The sequence below is a fragment of the Microbacterium terricola genome, from assembly GCF_027943945.1.
Classification (GTDB): domain Bacteria; phylum Actinomycetota; class Actinomycetes; order Actinomycetales; family Microbacteriaceae; genus Microbacterium; species Microbacterium terricola.
The window spans coordinates 639,290-661,284 of sequence record NZ_AP027141.1; the positions used below are offsets into that span (position 1 = coordinate 639,290).

Sequence of the window (21,995 nt, forward strand, 5' to 3'; positions counted from 1 at the left end):
GTGCCCGCGGGGGAGCCGGGGTCAGAGACGGATCTCGGCGACGACCTCGCCGAACTCGGTCTCGGCCACCGGCGTGAAGCCGACGCGGCTGAAGAAGGCCTGCGGCCCCTCCTCGCCCGCCTCGTAGATGACGTCGACGTGGTCGAGCCCGCGGGAGCGGGCCTCTTCGACGAGCTGCTCGACGGCGAACCGGCCGACGCCGCGGCCCTGGTCGTCGGCGTCGACGTTGATGCGCCACAGCACGGAGCGGAAGTGCTCCTGCGGCGCTTCGGGGTCGAACCCGGCGCTGACGAACCCCACGACCTCGTCGCCGTCCAGCACGACCCGCTGCCACGACGTGGAGGGGTTCACGACGGTCGCGGCGATGGCGTAGCTCTCCGGGGCGAGGAAGCGCTCCTGCCCTGGTTTGAGCGACATGTTGTTGACCGCGACGATCGTCGATGCCGACAGTTCCACGAGACGCAGTTCAGCCATGTCCACAGGGTAACCGGCTTTCCCCCGCGGTCGCACACCCCTGTGGAGGAGTGGGTGCCGCCTAGGCGTGCACCCAGACCTCGGTGCCCACCGGAGCCCAGTCGTAGACGAACTTGGCGATGCTCACGGGCATGTTCACGCACCCGTGACTCATCGGGTGGCCGAAGTTGTTGTGCCAGTACGCACCGTGGAAGGCCTCGTCGCCGTTGTAGTACGAGATCCACGGCACGTTCTCGGTGAGGTAGCCGAACGACGGGCCGCCCATGTCCTGCAGGGCGACCTTCGCGTAGATGCGGAAGTGACCCTGGTCGGTGGGTGTGCCGCTCTTGCCCGACGAGATCGCGTACGAGTTGTAGACCTTGCCGTTCTGGAACAGGTAGGCGGTCTGGGTGCTCAGGTCGACCTCGAGGCGGCGGGCGTAAGCCGTGGTCTTGAAGGGGGTCTTCGCGACCTCGAGCTTGTACGCGCCGTCGCCCGCGGCGAGCTGCTCCGCGTAGCGTCCGGCGATGTTGTCGCTCGAGAGCAGCTGGCGGCCCTCGACGCCCGCGACGTCGGTGCGCAGCACTGCGCCGGCGGTGTCGGTGATGACCGTCGCGGTGACCGCCTTGCGGTTCACCCGCTTCGCGAGACCGTCGACGACCTTCTGGATCGCCGCCTGATCGACGGCGACGTCGAACCCTGCCTCGGCGGGGGTGACCGTCATCCACGAGGCGACGGTCGCGGCCTTCAGTGGGACGGCGCGCTCCTTGCCGACGTAGAAGCCGGCCTTGGCGATCGTGGCGTTGAGCTCGTCGACCGTGGTCTCGGCGATGGCCGTCGTGATCGCGGGCGCGACGGGGGCCAGTGCGGGGTCGAATTCGACCCGGGTCTGGCCGGCGGCGAAGGCCTGCTGCAGCGCGGAGCGGAGGGCTTCGGTGTCGACGCCCGCGCCGTCGATGGCCGGCGTCACCGTGTACTCGGCTGCCTCGGCGTCGAACGCGACGGACGCATCGACGGGGTCGCTGTACAGTTCCGGTGCCGCGGCGCGGAGAGCGGATGCTGCCGCCGCCACGTCGAGCTGCACCGCGGCGTCGAGGGGCTCGGCGTTCCATGCGGTGACGTTCCACATCGGGTGGCCCGAGAAGGCGGCGTCCGCGAGGCCCTGCGCGTCGACGGTCGCGCCGAGGTCTGCGCCGGTGAGCTCCGCGCCGCCCCCGTCTCCGGTGAGCACGATGGTGGTGTCGGCGAGCCTGGCCTGGATCGACTCGGTGGCGGCGCCGACCGTCTGTCCGCCGACGGCGACGCCGGCGACGGCGGTGCCCGGCGCGATCAGGACGAGAGAGCTCGCGACGAGCGCGATGACGGCGATGCCGGCGGGGACGCCGATCCACCAGCCGAGGTGGCGCTTCTTCGGCTCGGGTTCGGCCGGCGCCCAGGCGTAGGTGGGCGAGGTGCCGTCGCCCTGCGGTGCCTGTTCGGCATCGTGCCTGGTTGCCAGCTCGGTCACGTCATCCACCCCCCGGTTCGTCATGTCGTCTCGTCCCATGGTAAAGGAGCGGCGATAACGATTCGGTAACCCGGCGGTCGCACCGGTGGTCGAAGAGTTGCGAATATTTTGTTCGTAAGGTCTACTAACAAACATGGTTCACACCGAAGCGCACCACGCCGCGGCCGACCGGACACCGTCCGCACCGGCCGAGCGCTCGTTCGGGCGCACGCTCCGCCAGGGGCGCAAGGTGCTGCCGGAGCACGCCCGCGGCCACAACCGCTCGCTCGTGCTGCAGACCCTCTTCCACGGCGGCGCGATGAGCAGGGCCGACCTCTCCCGCGAGACGGGGCTCACCCGCGTCACCATCTCCGACCTGGTCGCCGAGCTGATCGTGGACGGCTTCGTGACCGAACTCGGCGTGCGTGAGGTGTCCGGGCCGGGCAAGCCGGCGATCCTGGTCGACCTCGACCGCGACGGCCACCGCATCGTCGGCCTCGACCTGTCGGGCAGCGACACGTTCGTCGGCGGGATCCTCACCCTCGACGGCGACATCGTCGTCCGCCGCGAGGTGCCGGTGCCGGCGAGCACCGACGAGATCGTCGACACCGTCATCGCCCTCGCCCGCGAGCTCGTCGACGACGCCCACGCGCCGGTGCTCGGCATCGGCGTCGGCACGCCGGGTGTGGTGGGGGAGCGCGGCATCATCCTCACGGCCCCGAACCTCGGCTGGGTCGGCTTCGACCTCGAGGGCGCGCTCAGCGCCGCCCTCGGGCTGCCGGTGCTCGTCGCGAACGACGCCAACGCCGCCGTGCTCGCCGAGTACACCTTCGGCGGCGCCGGCGACGACGTGCTGCTGGTCAAGGTGGGCCGAGGCGTCGGCTCCGGCCTCCTCGCCGGCGGCCAGCCGATGCGCGGCGCCCACTTCGCCGCGGGTGAGATCGGCCACGTCACGGTCGGCACCGACGGCGGCCCGCGCTGCGCGTGCGGCAAGGTCGGCTGCCTCGAGGCCTGGCTGGCGGTGCCGGCGCTGACGGCGCGGCTGGCAGCAGCATCCGCCGATGCGGAGCGCGAGGGCATCCTGCGCGACGCCGGCGAGCGTCTGGGCATCGCCCTGGCCCCCATCGTCGGCGTGCTCGACGTGTCGGAGATCGTGCTCTCCGGCCCCCCTGAACTTCTCGACGGACCCCTCGCGCAAGCGACCGCCGAGACACTCCGAGCTCGAACGCTCGCCGAGTTCCACGACGGCGTGCGGGTTCGGTTGACGGAGCAAAGCGAGGACATCGTCCTGCGCGGCGCGGCCGTCATGGTCCTGTCGGGACAACTCGGGGTGTCGTAGCAGCAACACGGCACCCTCATCCCCCCGGATGGGCCGCCCGGCCCGATCCGGAACAACCAAGAGAAAACGAAGGAAGCACAATGAACAAGAAGCTCGGTGCTCTCGGGCTGCTCGCCGCTTCGGCGATCGTGCTCGCGGGCTGCTCGGCCAGCCCCTCGGGCAGCGCCGCCCCCTCCGACACCGACGGGTTCGACCCGGAGGGCGCGAAGGGCCAGGACATCACGTTCTGGGTCATGGGCGGCGACACTCCTGCGGAAGCGCGCGACTACCTCGTCGACGCGTACGAGGAGGCTACCGGCGGGACGCTCACCATCGAGGAGCAGTCCTGGGGCGACGCACTGACCAAGCTCGCCAACCAGCTGCCCGACGCGAACAACACCCCCGACGTCACGGAGATCGGCAACACCTGGGCGCCGACCTTCACCACGGCGGGTGCGTTCAGCGACCTGAGCGGCATCTACGAGGACCTGGGCGGCGCTGACCTGCTCCCGTCGTTCGTCGAGGTCGGCGAGGTCGACGGCGCGCAGTACGCGCTGCCGTACTACTTCGGCTCGCGCTACATCACCTACCGCAAGGACATCTGGGAGGCCGCGGGTCTCGACGTCCCGACCACGCTCGACCAGTTCAACGAGGACGTCAAGACCCTCAAGAGCGACGGCCAGGCCGGCTTCTACATCGGCGGCCAGGACTGGCGCAACGGCATCTCGTGGATCTTCGCCAACGGCGGAGAGCTCGCCGAGAAGGACGGCGACACCTGGAAGTCGACGCTCTCCGCGGAGAACTCGATCAAGGGCCTGACGCAGTTCCAGGACCTGTTCACGAACGCCTCGACCGCTCCGGTCACCGAGGCCGACAGCACGCCGTGGGTCAACATCAACAACGACAAGGACGGCAACCCGCCGACCGCCGCCACGATCATCGCACCCGGCTGGGCGCACTGGTCGATCGGCGACTTCGTCGAGGAGAAGACCAACGACGACGGCACCAAGACCGAGGTCCGCGAGTGGAACGACGACACGTTCGGCGTCTTCCCGCTGCCCGGCGTCGAGGAGGGCTCGGTCGCTCCGGTCTTCGCCGGCGGCTCCAACATCGGCATCTCGGCCACGAGCAAGAACCAGGCCGGCGCCAAGGAGCTCCTGCGCATCGTCTTCTCGGACGAGTACCAGGAGATGCTCGGCAAGAACGGCCTCGGCCCGGCGAACACGAAGTTCGTGTCCTCGCTCGGTGACGACCAGTTCGCCAAGGCTCTGATCGACTCGGCGCTCGGCTCGAAGCTCACCCCGGCAGCGCCCGGCTGGGCCGCGGTCGAGGGCAAGAAGATCCTCGAGGAGTTCTTCGGCAAGGTTGCCGCCGGTGGCGACATCGCCGCCCTGGCTGCAGAGTACGACGAGAAGATCAACGCCATCATCAACGGCTGATCCTCGCCTCCGGGGCCGGGCCGCGCGTCCGGCCCCGGAGGACCTCACCCACCACCAAGGAATACCTGGCATGGCCCTCACCACAGCCCCCACCCTCGAGGGCGGCCCCCGAGTCGACGAGAGCGTCGGCGCCCGCCGCCGTCGCGTCCCGACCGCCCCCTACCTGCTGCTGACCGCAGCCGTCGCGATCCTGCTGTTCGGCATGGGATACCCCGTCTACTGGCAGATCGTCACCTCGTTCCAGAAGTACGGCGCCATGCAGCAGCTCGGCGGCAAGGCCCCTGATTGGGTCGGCCTCCAGAACTACATCGACATCGCCACCGACCCGACCTTCTGGCAGGTCGCCGTCCGCTCGCTCGCCTTCTGCGTCGTCACCGCCGCGGTCACCGTCGTGATCGGGATGCTGATGGCCCTGCTCATGACGAAGGTTCCCGCCGCCGTCCGCCTCATCCTGCAGCTCGCCCTGCTGATCGCCTGGGCCATGCCCGTGGTCGCGGCGATGACCGTCTGGATCTGGCTCTTCGACCGTCGTCGCGGCGTCGTCAACTATCTGCTCAGCATGATCCCCGGTGTCGACATGCACGGGTTCAACTGGATCGGCAGCAGCCCCGCCCTCTTCTTCGTCGTCGCGTCGGTCATCGTCATCTGGATGTCCGTGCCGTTCGTCGCGTTCTCCGCCTACGCCGGGCTCACCCAGGTCTCCGAGGAGGTCATGGAGGCGAGCCAGCTCGACGGGGCGGGCGGCTGGGATCGCCTGCGCTACATCATCCTGCCGATGATCCGGCCGGTGATCATGATCGTGCTGCTGCTCAACCTCATCTGGGATCTGCGCGTGTTCGCCCAGATCACGATGCTGCAGGACGCGGGCCCCCAGTCCACCGATTACGACCTGCTGGGCACCTACATCTACAAGAACGGTGTGGCCGGGCTCGACTTCGGCCACGGCGCGGCGATGTCGATCTTCGTCCTCGCGCTCACCATCGCCGTCAGCTGGTTCTACATCAGGAGCCTGCTCAAGGAGGACAAGGCCTGATGTCCGCATCCACCGCCACCGCCGCCTCGGCCGAGCTCGTCGGGCTCGACCCGGTCACGCCGGTCCGACGCCGCCGGTTCCGCCCCGCGGCCTGGGGATGGAGCGTGCTCGCGCTCGTCCTCGCCGCCGCATGGGCCTTCCCCGTCTACTGGATGGTCACCTCGTCGATGCTGTCGACGACGACCCTCGAGTCGTTCACGCCGACGTTCCACCCGTTCGGGGGCTCGTTCGCGAACTACACCGCCGTGATGGGCCCGCAGTTCTGGAGCGCATTGGGGATCAGCGTCTCGGTGACCCTGATCGCGGTGTTCTGCTGCCTGCTGTTCGCCTTCCTCGCGGCCGTGGCGATCAGCCGGTTCCGCTTCCGCGGGCGGACGACGTTCGTCATCGCCATCCTCGTCGTGCAGATGCTGCCGGCCGAGGGCCTGTTCGTCGCGCAGTACAAGATGATGAGCGAGCTCGGCCTGCTGAGCAACATCCTGGGCCTGAGCCTGCTGTACATCGCGGCCGTCGTGCCGTTCACGGTCTGGATGCTGCGCGGCTTCGTGCAGGGAGTGCCCGCCGAGCTGGAGGAGGCCGCCATGATCGACGGCCTCAGCCGGACGCAGGCCTTCATGCGCGTGACCCTGCCGCTCCTGGCGCCCGGGCTCGTCGCCTCCGGGGTGTTCGCGTTCCTGCAGTGCTGGAACGAGTTCACCGTGGCGCTGGTGATCATGAGCGCCGACAACGAGACACTGCCGCTGTGGCTGCGCGGATTCGTGCAGGCCAGCGCGACGCGGGCGATCGACTGGGGGCAGGTGATGGCCGCGTCGACGATCGTCGCGATCCCCGTCATCATCTTCTTCGTGATCGTGCAGGGACGGATGACGAGCGGACTCGTCTCCGGGGCGGTCAAGGGCTGATGCGCGGCGACACCACCACCGCCTCCCGCTGGGAGGACGGGCGATGAGGGTCGGCCTGGACGTCGGCGGCACCAAGACCGATGCCGTCGCCGTCGACGCTGCCGGCGATGTGGTCGCCCGCGTGCGCCTGGCCACCGGGTACGGCCCGGACGAGGTCGTGCGCACCGTCGCGGCCGCGGTCGACGAACTGTGCGCGAGCGGCAGCATCCCTCGATCCGCGATCCGCTCCGTCGGCATCGGCATCCCCGGCCAGGTCGAGCCGGGCTCCGGCCTGGTGGCGCACGCCGTGAACCTGGGCGTCGACCGACTCGATCTGCGCGCCGCGGCCGGCGACCGGCTGGGCGTGCCGATCGGGGTGGAGAACGACGTCAAGGCGGCGGCGCTCGGCGCGTACACGCTGCACGGCGCCGACGGCGCGATGGCGTACCTGAACGTCGGCACCGGCGTCGCCGCGGGCATCGTCACCGACGGACTGCTGCTGCGCGGCGCCCGCGGCACGGCCGGCGAGGTCGGGCACATCTCGGTCGACCCCCACGGACCGGTCTGCCGGTGCGGCCAGCGCGGCTGCATCGAGGCCTTCGCGGGCGGCGGCGCGGTCACCGAGCGGTGGGCCCGCCCCGGCGCGCTGCCGGTGCGCGATGTGTTCGACGCGGCCGACGCCGGCGACCCGCAGGCGCTCCGCCTGCGCGCCGGCATCGCGCTGGGCATCGCCTCTGCGGTGCGCGTGCTCGTGCTCACCGCCGATGTCGACGCGGTCGTGCTCGGCGGCGGGCTCACCGCCCTCGGCGACCGGCTGATCGACGGCGTGCGGGCGGAGCTCGCCACCAGCGCGGAGGCATCTCCCTTCCTGCGCTCGCTCCGACTCGGCGAGCGCGTCCAGCTGCTCCCGTCCGGATCACCCGCTGCAGCCCTCGGCGCCGCCCTGATCGGCGCCGCCGCCGAAACCGAGGAGGCACTCACTCATGGCTGAGGTCATCATCGTCGCGGACGCCGCGGCGGCCGGCGCGCTCGTCGCCGACGAGATCGTCCGGCTCATCCGGTCGCGCCCGGACACCGTGCTGGGGCTCGCCACCGGCTCGACCCCGCTGCCGGTGTACGAGGCCCTGCGCCCACGGCTCGCCGGCGTCGACGTGTCGCGCGTGCGCGGCTTCGCGCTGGATGAGTACGTGGGCATCGACCCCGCGCATCCGGAGAGTTACCGCGCCGTGATCGGCCGCGAGGTCGTCGAGCCGCTCAGACTCGACCCCGACCGGATCCGCACCCCGGACGGCTCCCTCGACGGGATCGAGCACGCCGGCGACGACTACGAAGCGGCCATCACGGCGGCAGGCGGCGTGGATCTCCAGATCCTCGGCATCGGCACCGACGGCCACATCGGCTTCAACGAGCCTGGTTCGTCGTTCGCCTCCCTGACGCGGGTGAAGACCCTGACGGCGCAGACCCGGCAGGACAACGCCCGGTTCTTCGACGCGATCGACGACGTGCCGATGCACTGCATCACGCAGGGCCTGGGCACCATCCTGCGCGCACGGCACCTGGTGCTGCTGGCGTTCGGCGCGGGCAAGGCCGAGGCACTCGCCGGGGCCCTCGAGGGCCCGGTCAGCGCGGCCCTGCCCGGATCGGCGATCCAGCTGCACCCGCACGTGACGGTCGTCGCAGACGAGGCGGCCGCCGCCGAGCTCGCCCACGCCGACTACTACCGCTACGCCTTCGCGAACAAGCCGGCCTGGCAGGGGCTCTAGGCGCACAGGCGGGCGGGCCGGGCTGCGCGCAACTCAGGCAGACCGGTGTGCCCGCGGCCCGAGAGACTCCTCCGGCGTGGGTTCTGCCTGAGTTGTGGGCGCCGCGGCCCGACCTGTCAGGGAGCGAACACCTTGCCGGGGTTGAGGACGCCGGTCGGGTCGAACAGCGACTTGATCCCGCGCTGCAGCGCCCACTGGTCGTCGCCCAGCTCGTCGGCGAGCCAGCGGCGCTTGAGCACGCCGACGCCGTGCTCGCCGGTGAGCGTGCCGCCCAGGCGGAGCGCTGCGCGGAACAGCTCGCCGGCAGCATCCCAGATCTCGTCCGGCACCGCGCCGTCCGCCCCTGCACCGGCAGACGGCTCGAACACGAAGTTCGGGTGGAGGTTGCCGTCGCCTGCGTGCGCCACCGTCGGGATCACCAGGCCGTAGGCCCGCTCGATGCGGGCGATCTCGTCGAACATCTCCGGCAGCGCGCTGCGCGGCACGGCGACGTCCTCGATCAGCGTGGTGCCCAGCGTCTCCATCGCCGGGTGCATCGACCGGCGGATGGTGAGCAGCCGTTCGCCCTCCGCCCTGTCGTGGGTGACCGCGACCGCGCCTCCCGCCGCGCGCAGCACGTCGGCGATCGCGTCGGCGTCGGCCGTCGCCGCTGCTCCGTCGGTCTGCACCGTCAGCTGAGCGGCTCCGGCAGTCGGCGGATCGAGGGCGAGCAGGGCGTGCACCGCCGCGAGGGACGCCGCATCCATCAGCTCCATGATCGATGGCTGCAGGCCCGCCGCCGTCACGGCCGACGAGGCCACGGCCGCCGCGCGGACGTCCGCGAACGTCGCCGCGATGGTGCAGATCTGCCCCGGCACGAGGCGGCGCAGCTTCAGGGTGGCGCCGACGACGACGCCGAGCGTGCCCTCGGAGCCGATCAGCAGCGAGGTGAGGTCGTAGCCGGAGACGCCCTTCACGGTCCGATGACCGAGGTGCAGCAGTCGCCCGTCGGCGAGCACGACGTCCAGGGCGAGCACGGCGTCGCGCACCACCCCGTACTTCGCGCACAGCAGTCCGCCCGCGCCGGTGGCGATGTTGCCGCCGACGGTGGAGATGGCGCGGCTGGCCGGGTCAGGCGCCCACCAGAGCCCCTGCGCGGCGAGGGCGGCGTTGAGGTCGGCGTTGATGATGCCGGGCTCGACCACCGCGAGCAGGTCGTCCGGCCTCACCTCGAGGATGCGGTCCATGCGCCGCACCGAGAGGGCGATCTCGCCGGAGCCGGTGTTCGCACCGCCGGCGAGGCCGGTGCCGGCGCCGCGGGTGACGACGGGAGTCGCGCTCTCGTGCGCGATCCGCAGCACGGCCTGCACGTCGGCGACGGATGCCGCGTGGACGACGGCGAGCGGTGCCCCTGGTGCGGCGTGGCCGGACTTGTCGGCGCGGGCGGCCGAGAGGGCTGCGGGCGACGTGTCGACCCGCTCGCCGAGCGCATCGCGCAGCTGCGCGAGGACGTCGGCGGCAGAAGTCACGTGAAGCGGCGACGACCGGCGATGACGCCGACGGCGGCGGCGACGGCGAAGAAGACGATGCCCACCCACGCGAAGCCGAGACTCCACCAGGCGATGGTCGCCGACACGTAGACGAGCAGCTCCACGACGGCGCGCACGAAGGGATGCACCGCGAAGACCGCGCGGGGAGAGACGAACAGGGCCCAGACCAGGATGGCGATGACGGGTGCGCCGATGCCGACGACGATGTTCCACGGGAACGGCCAGGCGGCGAAGCCCCAGAGCAGCAGCGACCCGAACGCGAACAGCTCGCAGACGAAGGCCAGCACGTCGATCGCCGACAGCGGGGCGCGCGTGCCCGGCGCGGGAGCGGCGGGCGCCTGAGGGACGACGCGGGGGGTGTCGGACATGGCTTCCAGTCTACGACCAGCCGTGCGCGGCTGCCGCGGGGTCAGAGCGAGCGCTCGCCCGCCGTCCAGACTCCTCGCACGGTCAGATCGCCGTCGAGGAGGACCGCGTCGGCCAGGAACCCCGGCGCAAGGCGGCCGAGGTCGTCGCCGCGCCCGATCGCCCTGGCGGGGGTCGTGGTGAGCGCGGTGAGCGCCTCGGTGATCCCGACCCCTGCACCGACGGCCGTGCGCAGCGCGGCGTCCTGCGTGAGCGTCGATCCGGCGATCGCACCGCCGTCGGTGAGGCGGGCGACGCCGCCCTGCACGTCGACGCCGAGTTTGCCGAGCACGTAGTGGCCGTCGGAGTGACCGGCCGCCGCCATCGCGTCGGTGACCAGGGCCACCCGGCCGGGCGCCGCAGCGAATGCGAGCCGCACGATCTCGGGGTGCAGGTGCACGCCGTCGGCGATGACCTCGAGCGTGACGCGCGGGTCGCCCGCTGCAGCGGCGACGGGGCCCGGATCGCGGTGGTGCAGGCCGGGCATGGCGTTGAACGCGTGCGTCAGGACCGTGGCGCCGGCGTCGAAGGCCGCGCGGCAGAGGTCGTAGGCGGCGGCGGTGTGTCCGACGGCGGCGACGACGCCCGCCTCGACGATGCGCCCGATCGCGTCGAGACCCCCGGGGAGCTCGGGGGCGAGGGTGATCTGGCGGATGGTTCCGCGCCCCGCCGAGAGCAGGCGGTCGAGGCCGTCGGCGTCGGGTGCCCGCAGCAGCGCCGCGTCGTGGGCGCCCTTGTGGCCGGGGTCGAGGAACGGACCCTCGAGGTGAGAGCCCAGGACGTCGGCGTCGGTCGCCGCGAGGTCGGCGACCATCGCGGCGCGCTGCTCCAGTTCGGCGAGCGGCGCCGTCACCAGCGAGAGCACTGCTCTCGTGGTGCCGTGCTCCCGATGCAGGGCGCGCGCTGCGCGGATCGCGGCGGGTCCGTCGTCGTACGAGACGCCTGCGCCGCCGTGGCCGTGGATGTCGATGAAGCCAGGACTGAGGATCGCGCCCTCGCCGGCGAGCGCGCGCCCGTCGAGCACGGCGGTGTCAGCATCCGCCGTCCACGACCTGCTGGTGCCCGTCGCCACGACCCGGCCGGCCGCGAAGCGCACCCACCCGTCGGCGACGATGCCGTCGGCGCCGGCGAGGCGCACCGAATGGATGACGGATGCTGCGGCTGCGGTCATTCGGAGACCCACGGGATCTCGTCGGACGCGTGGAAGGCGATGCCCGCGTCGGTCCACAGCGGGCCGAGCGCACCCACGCGGCTGCGGAAGGACTCCCACGTGCGCAGGTCGGTGGAGCCCAGCGCCGGCGACCAGGCCGCCTCGGCCGCCGCCGCGATGCGGGGGAAGGCCATGTGGTCGATGTCGTCGAGGGTGCGCAGCGTCTCGGCCCACATCGGCGCCTCCACCCCGAGGATGCCATCGTCGGCGATCCCGTCGATGAGGGCGGCCGGATCCCACGAGTAGGCGCGCTCGACCGTGACGGGCGCGTTCGCCCAGGTCAGCCCGAGCGGCGCGTCGTCCGCGTACTTCATGTCGAGGTAGATGGCGTCGGCGGGGGAGACGATCACCTGCGAGCCGTTCGCCACGAACGCCCTGGCCTTGTCGTCCATCCCGTCGGTCGGCGTGAGGAACCCCCAGTACTGGCCGACCGTGTCGGGGGACAGGTCGGCGGCGGTGCCCGCCTCGTGCCACGCCACCGGGGTCTTGCCCAGGTCGGAGACCATCCGGCTCACGCGCGAGACGAACAGCGCGAAGTCAGCGGGATCGGTGCCGAGGGCCTCGTCGCCGCCGATGTGCAGGTACGGCCCCGGTGTCATCTCGGCGAGCTCGCCCAGCACATCCGACACGAAGTCGTACGTCGCCTCGTCGTGGATCTTCAGCGAGGAGAAGCCCACCGCGATGCCTTCGTACGGGGTGCCGGAGGTGGGGGTGCCGCCGCCGTACTCGCGCGCGGTGGCGAGGATCTCGTCCGAGAGCACCGGCTCCTCGGCGAGCTCGGGGTAGGCGAGGCCGACCGCGTGGGTGTGGCCGGGCATGTCGATCTCGGGCACCACGATCACGTGACGTGACGCGGCGTAGTCGACGATCCGGCGGTAGTCGTCCTTCGTGAAGAAGCCGCCGGCGTCTCCGCCGACCGCGGTGGCCGATGCGCGCGCGGTGAGCTCAGGGCGGGAGTCGATCTGGATGCGCCAGCCCTGGTCGTCCGAGAGGTGCAGGTGCAGCGCGTTGAACTTGAGGGCGGCCGCGCGGTCGATGTACGCCTCGACGGTCTCGACGGGGAAGAAGTGCCGCGCGACGTCGAGCATCACGCCGCGATAGGCGAAGCGCGGAACGTCGGTGATGGCGACCGCGGGGACGACCCAGCCGTCGCCGGAGGGCGCGACGAGCTGGGTGAGCGTCTGGCGCGCGTAGAACAGGCCGGCCTCGCTCGCGGCCTCGGCGCGGAGGCCGAAGGCGTCCACGGTGAGGCGGTAGCCCTCCGCGCCCAGTGCCGCGTCGGCGTCGACCGTCTCCTCGACGGTGTCGAGCGCCGCCGCGATGGCGTCGTCCCGCTCTGCGCCGGGCAGGCCGAACGGCTCGGCATCCGCGGCGATCCGGAGGTGCGCGGGTGCGGGGACGATGGCGGGCTGCGACACGGTGTCTCCATTCTCGGCAGGTGGCGCGCACGCTGTCAGCGCGAACCCGAGAGCGAGCACGGCTGCGAAGGAACGGCGTCGGCCACCACGCATGTAAAGAGTCCTAACAAAAGGCTGGAGCCAGCCTATCGCGCCGCCCGCCGGGAGGCGAGCGCGCGCACGCCGAAGGGCGCGGTGCGCTGGCACCGCGCCCTTCGGGGCTGTGGCGGACTAGAACCGGAAGAAGACCACGTCGCCGGCAGGCGGCGGCGGGGGCGTCTCCGGCGGACCGAAGGCCGGGACGGCGTCGACGGTCGCGTAGAGGCCCTTCGGCGCCCACTCGACCGCGGCGGGCAGTGCAGCCTCGCGGAACGTGACCGCCGTCTTCGTGCCCTTCTTGATGACCGCGATCCGGCCGCTGAAGAGCTCGGTGACGTAGATGTCACCGCGGGGAGACACCGCGAGGTCGGACGCCGAGACGAGCCCGGTGGCGACCGTGACGAGCTTGCCGGTGAGCGGGTTCACCTTGACGACCGAGCCACGGGCGCCCGCGGCCGGTGTCTCCGGCCCGCCGGGCAGGAGCGAGACGTACAGCCAGCCATCCGGTCCGAGCTCCACGTCGGTGGGCACCGGCTCGAAATCGTACGGGTGCCCCAGGGAGCACTCCGGCAAGCCGAGCTCGAGCGCCCACTCGCCGATGATGGCCCGCTGCGGCGGCAGCACCGCGAGCGTGCGCACCGTGCCGCGGCTGCTCACCGTCAGCAGCGCGTTGCCGCCGGCATCGGCGACCACGGTCCCGAGCGGGGTGCCCAGTGTCGCGTAGGGGTGCGAGTAGACCTCGCCCGTGTACGACGCGGGGATGCCCTCCGGCACCTGGGCGAGGCAGTCGGCGGACAGATCGCTGAAGCCGTACGACGACTTCCCGTCCGGGTTCTTCGCCTTCTCGTGCGCGCCGAGGTCCGCGAGCTGGGTGATCCTGCCCTTGCGGTCCACCTTCTTCAGCAGCGCGCCGTCGGCCGTGGTCTCGGCGAAGTACACCGACCCGAGGAAGGCGGACACCGCCCCCACCTCGTTGCCGGGCGTCGCCGTCGTGTACAGGGTGGAGAACTTCCCCCCGCGGGCGATCTTGTGCAGCGAGCCGGCGAAGTTGTCGGTCACGTACACGCTGCCGTCGAGATCGTGGGCGAGCTTGAGTGGGCTGAACAGGTCTTCGTGCAGCACCTTCGGCGGTGGCGGTGCCGGTGCGGCGGTGGCCGGGGCTGCGATGAGCGCCAGCGGCAGTGCGAGCGCCGCGCCGACGGCGAGGGCGAGTTGTCGTCTCATGACTGTCCTTCTGTTCGATCGGCACGGGGGATCTCCCGATCGTCCCGCCCGGCCCAGCGGGCGGGCCATCCCACATTCCTGGGATGTTGCCGCCGCGGGCGCTCCCGGCACCGCCGACGGAGACGAGCGGCACAGGCGCATCCGGTATGCTCGGGTCGTCGCGACTGGCGTTGAGGTGGGTCACCATCGGGAAGCGACCGACACGGCATTCGACCGCACGCCTGGGCCGATGCGGACCATCCATTTGCGAGCCGTCGTCAGGAGATCGCCATGACCGATCAGTACTTCAACGCCCCCCTCTCCGAGGTCGATCCCGAGATCGCCGAGGTGCTCGAGCGGGAGCTCGAGCGTCAGCGCGGCTACCTCGAGATGATCGCCTCCGAGAACTTCGTGCCCGTCTCGGTGCTGCAGTCGCAGGGCTCCGTCCTCACCAACAAGTACGCCGAGGGCTACCCGGGTCGCCGCTACTACGGCGGCTGCGAGGAAGTCGACGTCGCGGAGGAGCTCGCGATCGCGCGCGCCAAGTCGCTGTTCGGCGCCGAGTTCGCGAACGTCCAGCCGCACTCCGGCGCGACCGCCAACGCCGCCGTGCTGCACGCGATCGCCCGTCCCGGCGACACGCTGCTCGGCCTCTCGCTCGATCAGGGCGGTCACCTCACGCACGGCATGAAGATCAACTTCTCCGGCCGGCTGTTCAACATCGTCGCCTACGGCGTCGACCCCGAGACCAGCGTCATCGACATGGACGAGGTGCGCAGGCTCGCCGTCGAGCACCAGCCCAAGGTGATCATCGCCGGCTGGTCGGCGTACCCCCGCCAGCTCGACTTCGCGGCGTTCCGCGCGATCGCCGACGAGGTGGGCGCGCTCCTCTGGGTCGACATGGCGCACTTCGCCGGCCTCGTCGCCGCGGGCCTCCACCCGAACCCGGTGCCGCACGCCCACGTCGTCTCCTCGACCGTGCACAAGACCATCGGCGGCCCGCGCTCCGGCTTCATCCTCACCAACGACGCCGACATCGCGAAGAAGATCAACACCGCGGTCTTCCCCGGCCAGCAGGGCGGCCCGCTCATGCACGTGATCGCCGCCAAGGCGACCGCGTTCAAGCTCGCCGCGACCCCCGAGTTCAAGGAGCGCCAGGAGCGCGTGCTCAGCGGCGCGCACATCATCGCCGAGCGCCTCTCGCAGCAGGACGTGCAGGACGCCGGCATCGCGGTGCGCTCCGGCGGCACCGATGTGCACCTCGTGCTCGTCGACCTGCGCAACGCCGAGATCGACGGCAAGCAGGCAGAGGACCTGCTGCACGAGATCCACATCACGGTCAACCGCAACGCGGTGCCCAACGACCCGCGTCCGCCGATGGTGACGTCGGGCCTGCGCATCGGCACGCCGGCTCTCGCCACGCGCGGATTCGGCGACGCCGAGTTCACCGAGGTGGCCGACGTGATCGCCCTCGCGCTGCTCCCCGGTGCCGATGTCGAGGCGTTGCGCGCGCGCGTCGCCGCGCTGACGGCCGCCTTCCCGCTGTACCCCGGTCTGACGCAGTGATGACCGCTCGGATCCTGGACGGCAAGGCTGCGGCCGCAGCGATCAAGGACGAGCTGGTCGAGCGGGTGGCCGCGCTGAAGGAGCGCGGCATCACGCCCGGCATCGCGACCGTGCTGGTGGGCGCCGACCCGGCCTCGCAGCTGTACGTCGGGATGAAGCACAGGCAGTCCGAGGCGATCGGGATGAACTCGATCCAGCGCGAACTGCCCGCGGACGCGACGCAGGAGCAGGTCGAGGCGCTGATCGACGAGCTCAACGCCGACCCGGACTGCCACGGCTACATCGTGCAGCTCCCGCTGCCGAAGCACATCGACACCGACGCGATCCTCGAGCGCATCGATCCCGCGAAGGACGCCGACGGGCTGCACCCCACCAACCTGGGCCGGCTCGTGCTCAACGTCAACGCGCCGATCACCTCGCCGCTGCCGTGCACGCCGCGGGGCGTGATCGAGCTGCTGCTGCGCAACGACTACGACCTCAGGGGCAAGCACGTGGTCGTGGTCGGCCGCGGCGTCACGATCGGCCGGTCGATCGGGCTGCTGCTCACGCGCCGCGACATCAACGCGACCGTGACCCTCACCCACACCGGAACCGTGGATGCTGCGCAGTACCTGCGGCAGGCGGATGTCATCGTCGCGGCGGCCGGGGTCAAGCACCTCGTCACGGCCGCCGACGTGAAGCCCGGCGCCGCCGTGCTGGATGTCGGCGTGACCCGCGAGACCGACCCCGAGACCGGCAAGGCGCGGGTCTACGGCGACGTCCACCCCGACGTCGCCGAGGTCGCCGGATTCGTGTCGCCGAACCCCGGCGGCGTCGGCCCGATGACCGTGGCCCTGCTCCTCACCAACGTGGTCGAGGCGGCGGAGCGCTCCGCCGCCTGACCCCGGCTCCGCCCCCAACCCGTTTACGGACGCGACACGCCGCTTGTGCGCCCGTTCGCGCGGCGTGTCCCGTCCGTAAACGGTGCGGGGCGAGGAGCTCGACCCGCGTCAGGCGGTGAAGCGGGCGAGGAACTCGCGCGTGCGCGGCTCCCGCGGGGCGACGAGGACCTCGGCGGGCGGACCCTGTTCGAGGATGCGCCCGTCGTCGAGGAACACGACGCGGTCGGCGACGTCGCGGGCGAACGCCATCTCGTGCGTGGCCATCACGATCGTCCGGCCGTCGTCGGCGAGGCTGCGCACGAGGTCCAGGACCTCCGCGACGAGCTCCGGGTCGAGAGCCGAGGTGATCTCGTCGAGCAGGAGCAGCGCGGGGGAGGTCGCGACGGCCCGCGCGATCGCCACCCGCTGCTGCTGACCGCCGGAGAGCCGGTCCGGGTGCACGTCCGCCTTGTCGGCGAGCCCCACCCGCTCGAGCAGCGCGAGGGCGGCGGCGGCAGCATCCCGCTTCGAGGTGCGGTGCACATGGCGCAGCGCGAGCGTGATGTTGGCCAGCACCGTGAGGTGCGGGAACAGGTTGTACTGCTGGAAGACGACCCCGATGCGCGCGCGGACGGCGTCGGGGTCCACGCGCGGGTCGCTGATGTCCGCGCCGTCGAGCCAGATCCGCCCGTCGTCGATCGGCTCGAGCAGGTTCACCGTGCGCAGCAGCGTGGACTTGCCCGACCCGCTCGCGCCGATCAGGGCGACGACCTCGCCCGCGGCGACCTCGAGGTCGATCCCGCGGAGCACGTCGTGGCCGTCGAACGACTTCCAGACGTCCTCGAGACGCAGCAGCGGCGCGGTCATACGATGCCCCCGATCTGCTCCCTGGCGCGGACGCGGGCGGTGTACCAGTCGGTCAGCCGGATCGTCGGGATCGCCAGCAGCACGAACAGCAGCGCGGCCACGACGTACGGGGTGAAGTTGAAGTACGCGGCGGTCTCGATCTGCGCGGCGCGCACCGCGTCGACGGCGCCGAGCAGCGAGATGAGGCCGACGTCCTTCTGCATCGCGACGAAGTCGTTCATGAGGGCCGGGGTGACCTTGCGCACCGCCTGCGGCACCACGATCAGCCGCATCGTCTTGGCGTGGCTCAGGCCGAGCGACCGCGCCGCGTGGCGCTGCGACGGGTGCACCGCCTCGATGCCCGCACGGAAGACCTCGGAGACGTACGCCGAGTAGGTCAGAGTGATCGCGATGGTGCCCCAGAACTCGGTCGGCATCCGCACCGGAATCATCTGCAGGCCGGGGATCCCGAAGCCGACGAGGTACAGCACGATGATGAGCGGGATGCCGCGGAAGACGTCCGTGTACCCCGCCGCGAGCGCGCGCAGCGGCAGCCAGACCGGGCCACGCAGCGTGCGGACGGTGGCCAGCAGCATCCCGAACAGCAGCACGAGGACCGCCGACATCGCGAGCACGCGGAGGTTGAGCAGGAAGCCGTCCCACACCCGGGGGAGCGAGGCGAGGAACACCTCGCCGTTGAAGAACTGCTGCTGCACGCGCGCCCAGCCGGGCGTGTTGATGATGGCGACCCAGATGAGCGCGGCGACGACGAGGGTGGAGATCAGGCTGATGACGACCGAGCGGCCGCCCTGGCGCTTGCGATACGCCTGTCGTTCGAGCTCGACGGCGCTGACCTCCCGGCGCGCGCCGACGACCGGGGCGGGTGCGCGGGTCATCCGGCCAGGCTAGCCCAGGGGCGGCTCACTGCAGCAGCGGCGCCTGGCCCTCGCCGCCCAGCCACTCGGTGGCCAGATCGTCGAGGGTGCCGTCCTCGCGGAGCGCGTCGACGGCGGCGGTGACCTGGTCGGTCAGCGGGGAGTCCTTCGCGAGCACGAGCCCGAACGCGTCGGCGTCCTGCCCCTCGATGGCGGGCAGCTGGCCGACGAGCTTGCCGTCGGTGAGCTCCACCCCGGAGATGTAGAAGGCGGTGGGCAGATCGGTGACGATCGCGTCGACCTGGCCGTTCTCGAGCGCGAGCTTCGCATCGTCGTTGCTGTTGAACGCCTGCGCACCCTGGGTGGGAGCGATCGCCTGCTCGATCGCGGTGAAGCTGGTCGTGCCGACCTGAGCCCCGATGAGGAGGTCCTTGAGGTCGGCGAGCGACGTCGCGTCGGCCGCCGGCGACGAGCCGGTCGTGATGACGACCTGCGTGGTCTCGTAGTACGGCGAGCTGAAGTCGACCGACTCCTTGCGCTCGTCGGTGATCGAGAACTGCTGCAGGTTGACGTCGAAGTCCTTCGGGCCCGGCGCGATGGCCTCGTCGAACGTCGTGCGCACCCAGACGACGTCCTCTTCGGCGAACCCGAGCTCGGCCGCGACGGCGTAGGCGACGGCGGACTCGAAGCCCTCGCCGCTCTCGGGGGCGTCGTCGATCACCCACGGGTAGTAGGCCGGCTCGCCGGTCGCGACCGTGAACTTCCCGTCGGTCACCCACCCCTCGTCGGCGGCGGCCGATTCGCTCGGCGCGGCGGAGCCGGTGCCGGAGCTGCAGGCTCCGAGCAGAAGGGCGGCTGCGGCGAGCGGGGCGAACGCGGCGATGCGCAGGATGGGACGCGACATGGGAGGCCTCCAGGATTCGGGTGCGGGGCGCGCCGGCGTGCTGTGCGCCTGCGGGCGTGTCCCATCTTGCTCGGATCGCGCGGGCCGCGCCCGGTGCGGGTCGCCGTGTTACGCCGCTCGTCGCGGCGACGTCGCAGCACGTCGCGGCACGTCGCGGGGGACTCGGGGTGCGTCAGCCCAGCTCGTCGAGCATCCGGCGCTGCTCGGCCGTGAGGCCGTCGCGCAGCTCGTCGCGGGCGGCGGGGCTCTCCACGGAGCTCGGCGCCGGGTCAGCGCTCGATCGTCCGCGGGAGATGCCGCGGGCGCGGTCGTAGAGCGAGCCGGCACGCGCCTCGAGCGTGTCGTCGATCGCGTCGTACACGATCCAGACGAGCAGCAGCAGGAGCGGCGGAAGCACGTAGCCCCAGAAGAAGCCCCGCACGTCGACGGCCGACAGCAGCACCACCAGCACCCAGACGATGAGCTCGACGACGAACACGAGGCCGAACTGCACGAGCTTCTCGCCCGCCTTCGTCCGCTGGTGCGCGCTCTTCGCGGCGCGGCCGGACAGCAGCCTCGCCACGAGGGGCTTCAGCCACAGGGTCGCGGCGGTCAGCACCACCGCCGCCCAGAGCGCGGCCCAGCCGACGGACACACTGGGCAGCAGCGCTCCGATGAGCCAGAGCACCACGACATTGAACACATACAGCGAGGCGAAACGCACGATCCAGGCCTTCATTCCTCCAGGGTGTCACGGCCGCGACGCACCGGCCAGGAGTCACGCGAGGGTCGGCGCGGGCTCCTTCACGCGGGAACCGGATGCTGTCGCATCCGTCGCGCCGTGCTGTGCGGCCTTCGCGACCCACCCCGCACGCGCCTCCGTCTCGGAGAACCGCACGGGCGTGAACCGGGTGATCCCCGTCGTCCGGATGCCGCAGTAGCCCAGGATCGCCTTGGTGAGGCTCGTCTCGGCGGCATTGCGGTAGACCAGGCGGTTCCAGAACCGCGGGGAGTCCATCGTCATGACGAGGCGGGCGGTGCGCCCGGTGAGCAGCCGGTCGGAGATCGCTGAGCGCTCGCGGTACCGGAAAGCGGCGTTCGACAGGAAGACGCGGTCGATGAACGCCTTCAGGGCAGCGGGGTAAGTGCCCCACCATTGCGGGAAGAAGAGCGCGACATGCTCCGCCCACTGCACGTCGCCGAGGTAGGCGGCCACCTCCGGATCGAGCTGCCGGTCGTCGGCAGTGCGCGGCGCGCGGAGCTGGTCGCGGCTGGTGGGGTGCCCGGGGATGGGGTCTTCGGCGAGGTCGATGACGCGCACGTCGGCGCCGCCGACGCGGGCGCGCTCGATGTAGGCGGTGGCGAGCGCGTGGGTGAGGGTCGTCGGCAGCGGTGTGCCGATGATGACGAGGATGCGGCGGGTCATGACAGGGGGCCTTTCTCCTGGACGAGGGTGATCAGCAGGTCGAGCTGTGCGCGGAGCGCGTCGACGTCGATGGACTGCGCGGCGAGTCGCGGGTCGGTGAACAGCTCGGTGAACGCGGCCTCGAGCTCACCGCCGGCGGCGTGCACGAGCTCGCGGGCGCGGGGGGCGAGGGAGATGAGCACCCGACGGCCCTGGCCCGAGCCGGTGGTCGTCGTGATCCAGCCGTCGGCGACGAGACCAGGCACCCGCTTGCTGACCGCTGCCTTCGTCACGCCGAGGCACCGCGCGAGGGTGGTGATGTCGACCGGCTCGACGTCGGCGGCGGCGGCGAGGAAGTGGAACGTCGCGAAGGAGACGCCGTGGTGCCGCCGCAGGAAGTCGTCGGCGAAGCCGTCGAGCGTGCCCACCAGATGATGGAGGGTCGCGGTGATGCGTGCGGTCATGCACTGAGTAAACCTGTTGACTCGCACTGTGTCAACAGGTTTACTCGAGATCAGCCGATCGAGACGAGTTGATCCAGGTCGTCGTTCGGGAGGAAGTCGGCGACAGCGCTCACCTGCACGTCGACGAGATCGGCGCGGCCGGAGAGGACGTTCAGGAACGCCGTGTCGGCAGCATCCCGTCCGGTCGCGATGCGCACGAGCGTCGAGCGCGGCGCCAGCGTCGTGGCATCGACGACGCGCCACTGCCCGCCGACCCACGCCTCGGCGACGGCGTGGAAGTCCATCGGGTGCAGCCCCGGCGCGTACACGGCGACGAGGCGGGCCGGCACCCCGAGCGCCCGCAGCAGCGCGACGCACAGGTGGGCGTAGTCGCGGCAGACGCCGCGGCGGCCGAGCAGGGTGCGGATCGCTCCGTCCGTCGGCAGCGACGAGCCGGAGACGTAGGCCAGGCGGGTGCCGACCCAGGACGACACCGAGGTGAGCAGCTGCGCGTGGTCGGTGATGCCGCCGAACTCGGCGGCCGCGGTCGGCGCGAGCGAATCGGACTCGGCGTAGCGGCTGGGGCGCTGGTAGACGAGCAGGTCGGCCTCCGCACCCTCCGCGGGCGCAGCGGAGCCGGAGATGGTCGCGGCGTACTCGAACACGAACCGACCGGCCGCGGCCCGCACCCGGTGCAGCCGGCCGCCGTGCGCATCGGCGACCTCGCTGACCTCGACGGGCGAACCGTCGACCGTCGCGGTGATGATCTCGCGCGACGGCGCATACGAGCTCGCCGCTGCGACCGCGAACACCAGGTCCGCGGGCTCGGTGACGTCGAGGGTGATCCGACTCGTGATGTCTCGCTGCATGGGCACAGCCTGGCACGTCGTCGTTGCGGGCG

Annotated in this window: 22 protein-coding genes and 1 riboswitch; of the genes, 8 read left to right on the top strand and 14 right to left on the bottom strand. The window is 71.5% G+C overall.

Features of this window, described 5'->3' with window-relative positions; genetic code table 11:
- Positions 1-21: 21 nt before the first annotated feature.
- The gene (locus tag Microterr_RS02960; protein WP_263796225.1) at positions 22-474 is read right to left on the bottom strand and encodes a GNAT family N-acetyltransferase; all 453 of its coding nucleotides are present in this window, start codon (positions 472-474) and stop codon (positions 22-24) included.
- Between the two features lie 61 nt (positions 475-535).
- Positions 536-1,984 (bottom strand): L,D-transpeptidase family protein, encoded by a 1,449-nt coding sequence (locus Microterr_RS02965; RefSeq protein WP_263796224.1) that lies wholly within the window; start codon positions 1,982-1,984, stop codon positions 536-538.
- Between the two features lie 109 nt (positions 1,985-2,093).
- On the opposite strand from Microterr_RS02965, the gene Microterr_RS02970 reads away from it, so the two are divergent.
- From Microterr_RS02970 to Microterr_RS02995, 6 genes are all read left to right on the top strand, one after another.
- Entirely contained in the window at positions 2,094-3,278 is a 1,185-nt protein-coding gene (locus Microterr_RS02970; protein ID WP_263796223.1) for an ROK family transcriptional regulator, read from the top strand.
- Positions 3,279-3,358: 80 nt separating this feature from the next.
- Positions 3,359-4,696, top strand: a complete 1,338-nt coding sequence (locus Microterr_RS02975; protein ID WP_263796221.1) for an extracellular solute-binding protein — start codon at positions 3,359-3,361, stop codon at positions 4,694-4,696.
- Positions 4,697-4,766: 70 nt separating this feature from the next.
- Complete coding sequence (locus Microterr_RS02980; RefSeq protein WP_263796220.1) at positions 4,767-5,729, top strand: carbohydrate ABC transporter permease; 963 nt, start codon at positions 4,767-4,769, stop codon at positions 5,727-5,729.
- A complete protein-coding gene (locus Microterr_RS02985) occupies positions 5,729-6,631 on the top strand; it encodes a carbohydrate ABC transporter permease (RefSeq protein WP_263796219.1) in 903 nt (300 codons plus the stop codon). Before Microterr_RS02980 ends, Microterr_RS02985 begins: the two co-directional genes overlap by 1 nt.
- 43 nt (positions 6,632-6,674) lie before the next feature.
- Complete coding sequence (locus tag Microterr_RS02990; RefSeq protein WP_263796218.1) at positions 6,675-7,601, top strand: ROK family protein; 927 nt, start codon at positions 6,675-6,677, stop codon at positions 7,599-7,601.
- Positions 7,594-8,373: a glucosamine-6-phosphate deaminase gene (locus Microterr_RS02995; RefSeq protein WP_263796217.1), complete on the top strand. Its 780-nt coding sequence runs from the start codon at positions 7,594-7,596 to the stop codon at positions 8,371-8,373. The genes Microterr_RS02990 and Microterr_RS02995 overlap by 8 nt, the downstream gene beginning before the upstream one ends.
- 116 nt (positions 8,374-8,489) lie before the next feature.
- Here the strand turns inward: Microterr_RS02995 and Microterr_RS03000 are convergent, their stop codons facing one another.
- The 5 genes from Microterr_RS03000 to Microterr_RS03020 form a co-directional block, all read right to left on the bottom strand.
- A complete protein-coding gene (locus Microterr_RS03000; protein WP_263796216.1) occupies positions 8,490-9,881 on the bottom strand; it encodes an FAD-binding oxidoreductase in 1,392 nt (463 codons plus the stop codon).
- Positions 9,878-10,270: a YrdB family protein gene (locus Microterr_RS03005; RefSeq protein ID WP_263796215.1), complete on the bottom strand. Its 393-nt coding sequence runs from the start codon at positions 10,268-10,270 to the stop codon at positions 9,878-9,880. Before Microterr_RS03005 ends, Microterr_RS03000 begins: the two co-directional genes overlap by 4 nt.
- 41 nt (positions 10,271-10,311) lie before the next feature.
- The gene (locus Microterr_RS03010) at positions 10,312-11,478 is read right to left on the bottom strand and encodes an N-acetylglucosamine-6-phosphate deacetylase (RefSeq protein WP_263796214.1); all 1,167 of its coding nucleotides are present in this window, start codon (positions 11,476-11,478) and stop codon (positions 10,312-10,314) included.
- Entirely contained in the window at positions 11,475-12,935 is a 1,461-nt protein-coding gene (locus Microterr_RS03015) for a family 20 glycosylhydrolase (protein WP_263796213.1), read from the bottom strand. Before Microterr_RS03015 ends, Microterr_RS03010 begins: the two co-directional genes overlap by 4 nt.
- Positions 12,936-13,145: 210 nt before the next feature.
- Positions 13,146-14,237 (bottom strand): ScyD/ScyE family protein, encoded by a 1,092-nt coding sequence (locus Microterr_RS03020; RefSeq protein ID WP_263796212.1) that lies wholly within the window; start codon positions 14,235-14,237, stop codon positions 13,146-13,148.
- A 150-nt stretch (positions 14,238-14,387) separates the two neighbouring features.
- Positions 14,388-14,471: riboswitch (ZMP/ZTP riboswitch) on the top strand.
- 36 nt (positions 14,472-14,507) lie between these two features.
- On the opposite strand from Microterr_RS03020, the gene glyA reads away from it, so the two are divergent.
- The gene (gene glyA, locus Microterr_RS03025) at positions 14,508-15,782 is read left to right on the top strand and encodes a serine hydroxymethyltransferase (protein ID WP_263796211.1); all 1,275 of its coding nucleotides are present in this window, start codon (positions 14,508-14,510) and stop codon (positions 15,780-15,782) included.
- Positions 15,782-16,663, top strand: coding sequence for a bifunctional methylenetetrahydrofolate dehydrogenase/methenyltetrahydrofolate cyclohydrolase (locus tag Microterr_RS03030; protein WP_263796210.1), 882 nt, complete (start codon positions 15,782-15,784; stop codon positions 16,661-16,663). Before glyA ends, Microterr_RS03030 begins: the two co-directional genes overlap by 1 nt.
- 108 nt (positions 16,664-16,771) lie before the next feature.
- Here the strand turns inward: Microterr_RS03030 and Microterr_RS03035 are convergent, their stop codons facing one another.
- From Microterr_RS03035 to Microterr_RS03065, 7 genes are all read right to left on the bottom strand, one after another.
- Positions 16,772-17,509 (bottom strand): amino acid ABC transporter ATP-binding protein, encoded by a 738-nt coding sequence (locus Microterr_RS03035; protein ID WP_263796209.1) that lies wholly within the window; start codon positions 17,507-17,509, stop codon positions 16,772-16,774.
- A complete protein-coding gene (locus Microterr_RS03040) occupies positions 17,506-18,384 on the bottom strand; it encodes an amino acid ABC transporter permease (protein WP_263796208.1) in 879 nt (292 codons plus the stop codon). The genes Microterr_RS03035 and Microterr_RS03040 overlap by 4 nt, the downstream gene beginning before the upstream one ends.
- A 25-nt stretch (positions 18,385-18,409) precedes the next feature.
- A complete protein-coding gene (locus tag Microterr_RS03045) occupies positions 18,410-19,267 on the bottom strand; it encodes an ABC transporter substrate-binding protein (protein ID WP_263796206.1) in 858 nt (285 codons plus the stop codon).
- Between the two features lie 172 nt (positions 19,268-19,439).
- Positions 19,440-19,985 carry a phage holin family protein gene (locus Microterr_RS03050; protein WP_263796205.1) on the bottom strand — a complete coding sequence of 182 codons (546 nt, stop codon included), beginning with the start codon at positions 19,983-19,985 and terminating at the stop codon, positions 19,440-19,442.
- Positions 19,986-20,024: 39 nt separating this feature from the next.
- Positions 20,025-20,672, bottom strand: a complete 648-nt coding sequence (locus Microterr_RS03055; RefSeq protein ID WP_263796204.1) for an NAD(P)H-dependent oxidoreductase — start codon at positions 20,670-20,672, stop codon at positions 20,025-20,027.
- A complete protein-coding gene (locus Microterr_RS03060) occupies positions 20,669-21,115 on the bottom strand; it encodes a MarR family winged helix-turn-helix transcriptional regulator (RefSeq protein ID WP_263796203.1) in 447 nt (148 codons plus the stop codon). Before Microterr_RS03060 ends, Microterr_RS03055 begins: the two co-directional genes overlap by 4 nt.
- A gap of 50 nt (positions 21,116-21,165) precedes the next feature.
- Positions 21,166-21,963 (bottom strand): transglutaminase-like domain-containing protein, encoded by a 798-nt coding sequence (locus tag Microterr_RS03065; protein WP_263796202.1) that lies wholly within the window; start codon positions 21,961-21,963, stop codon positions 21,166-21,168.
- Positions 21,964-21,995: the final 32 nt, after the last annotated feature.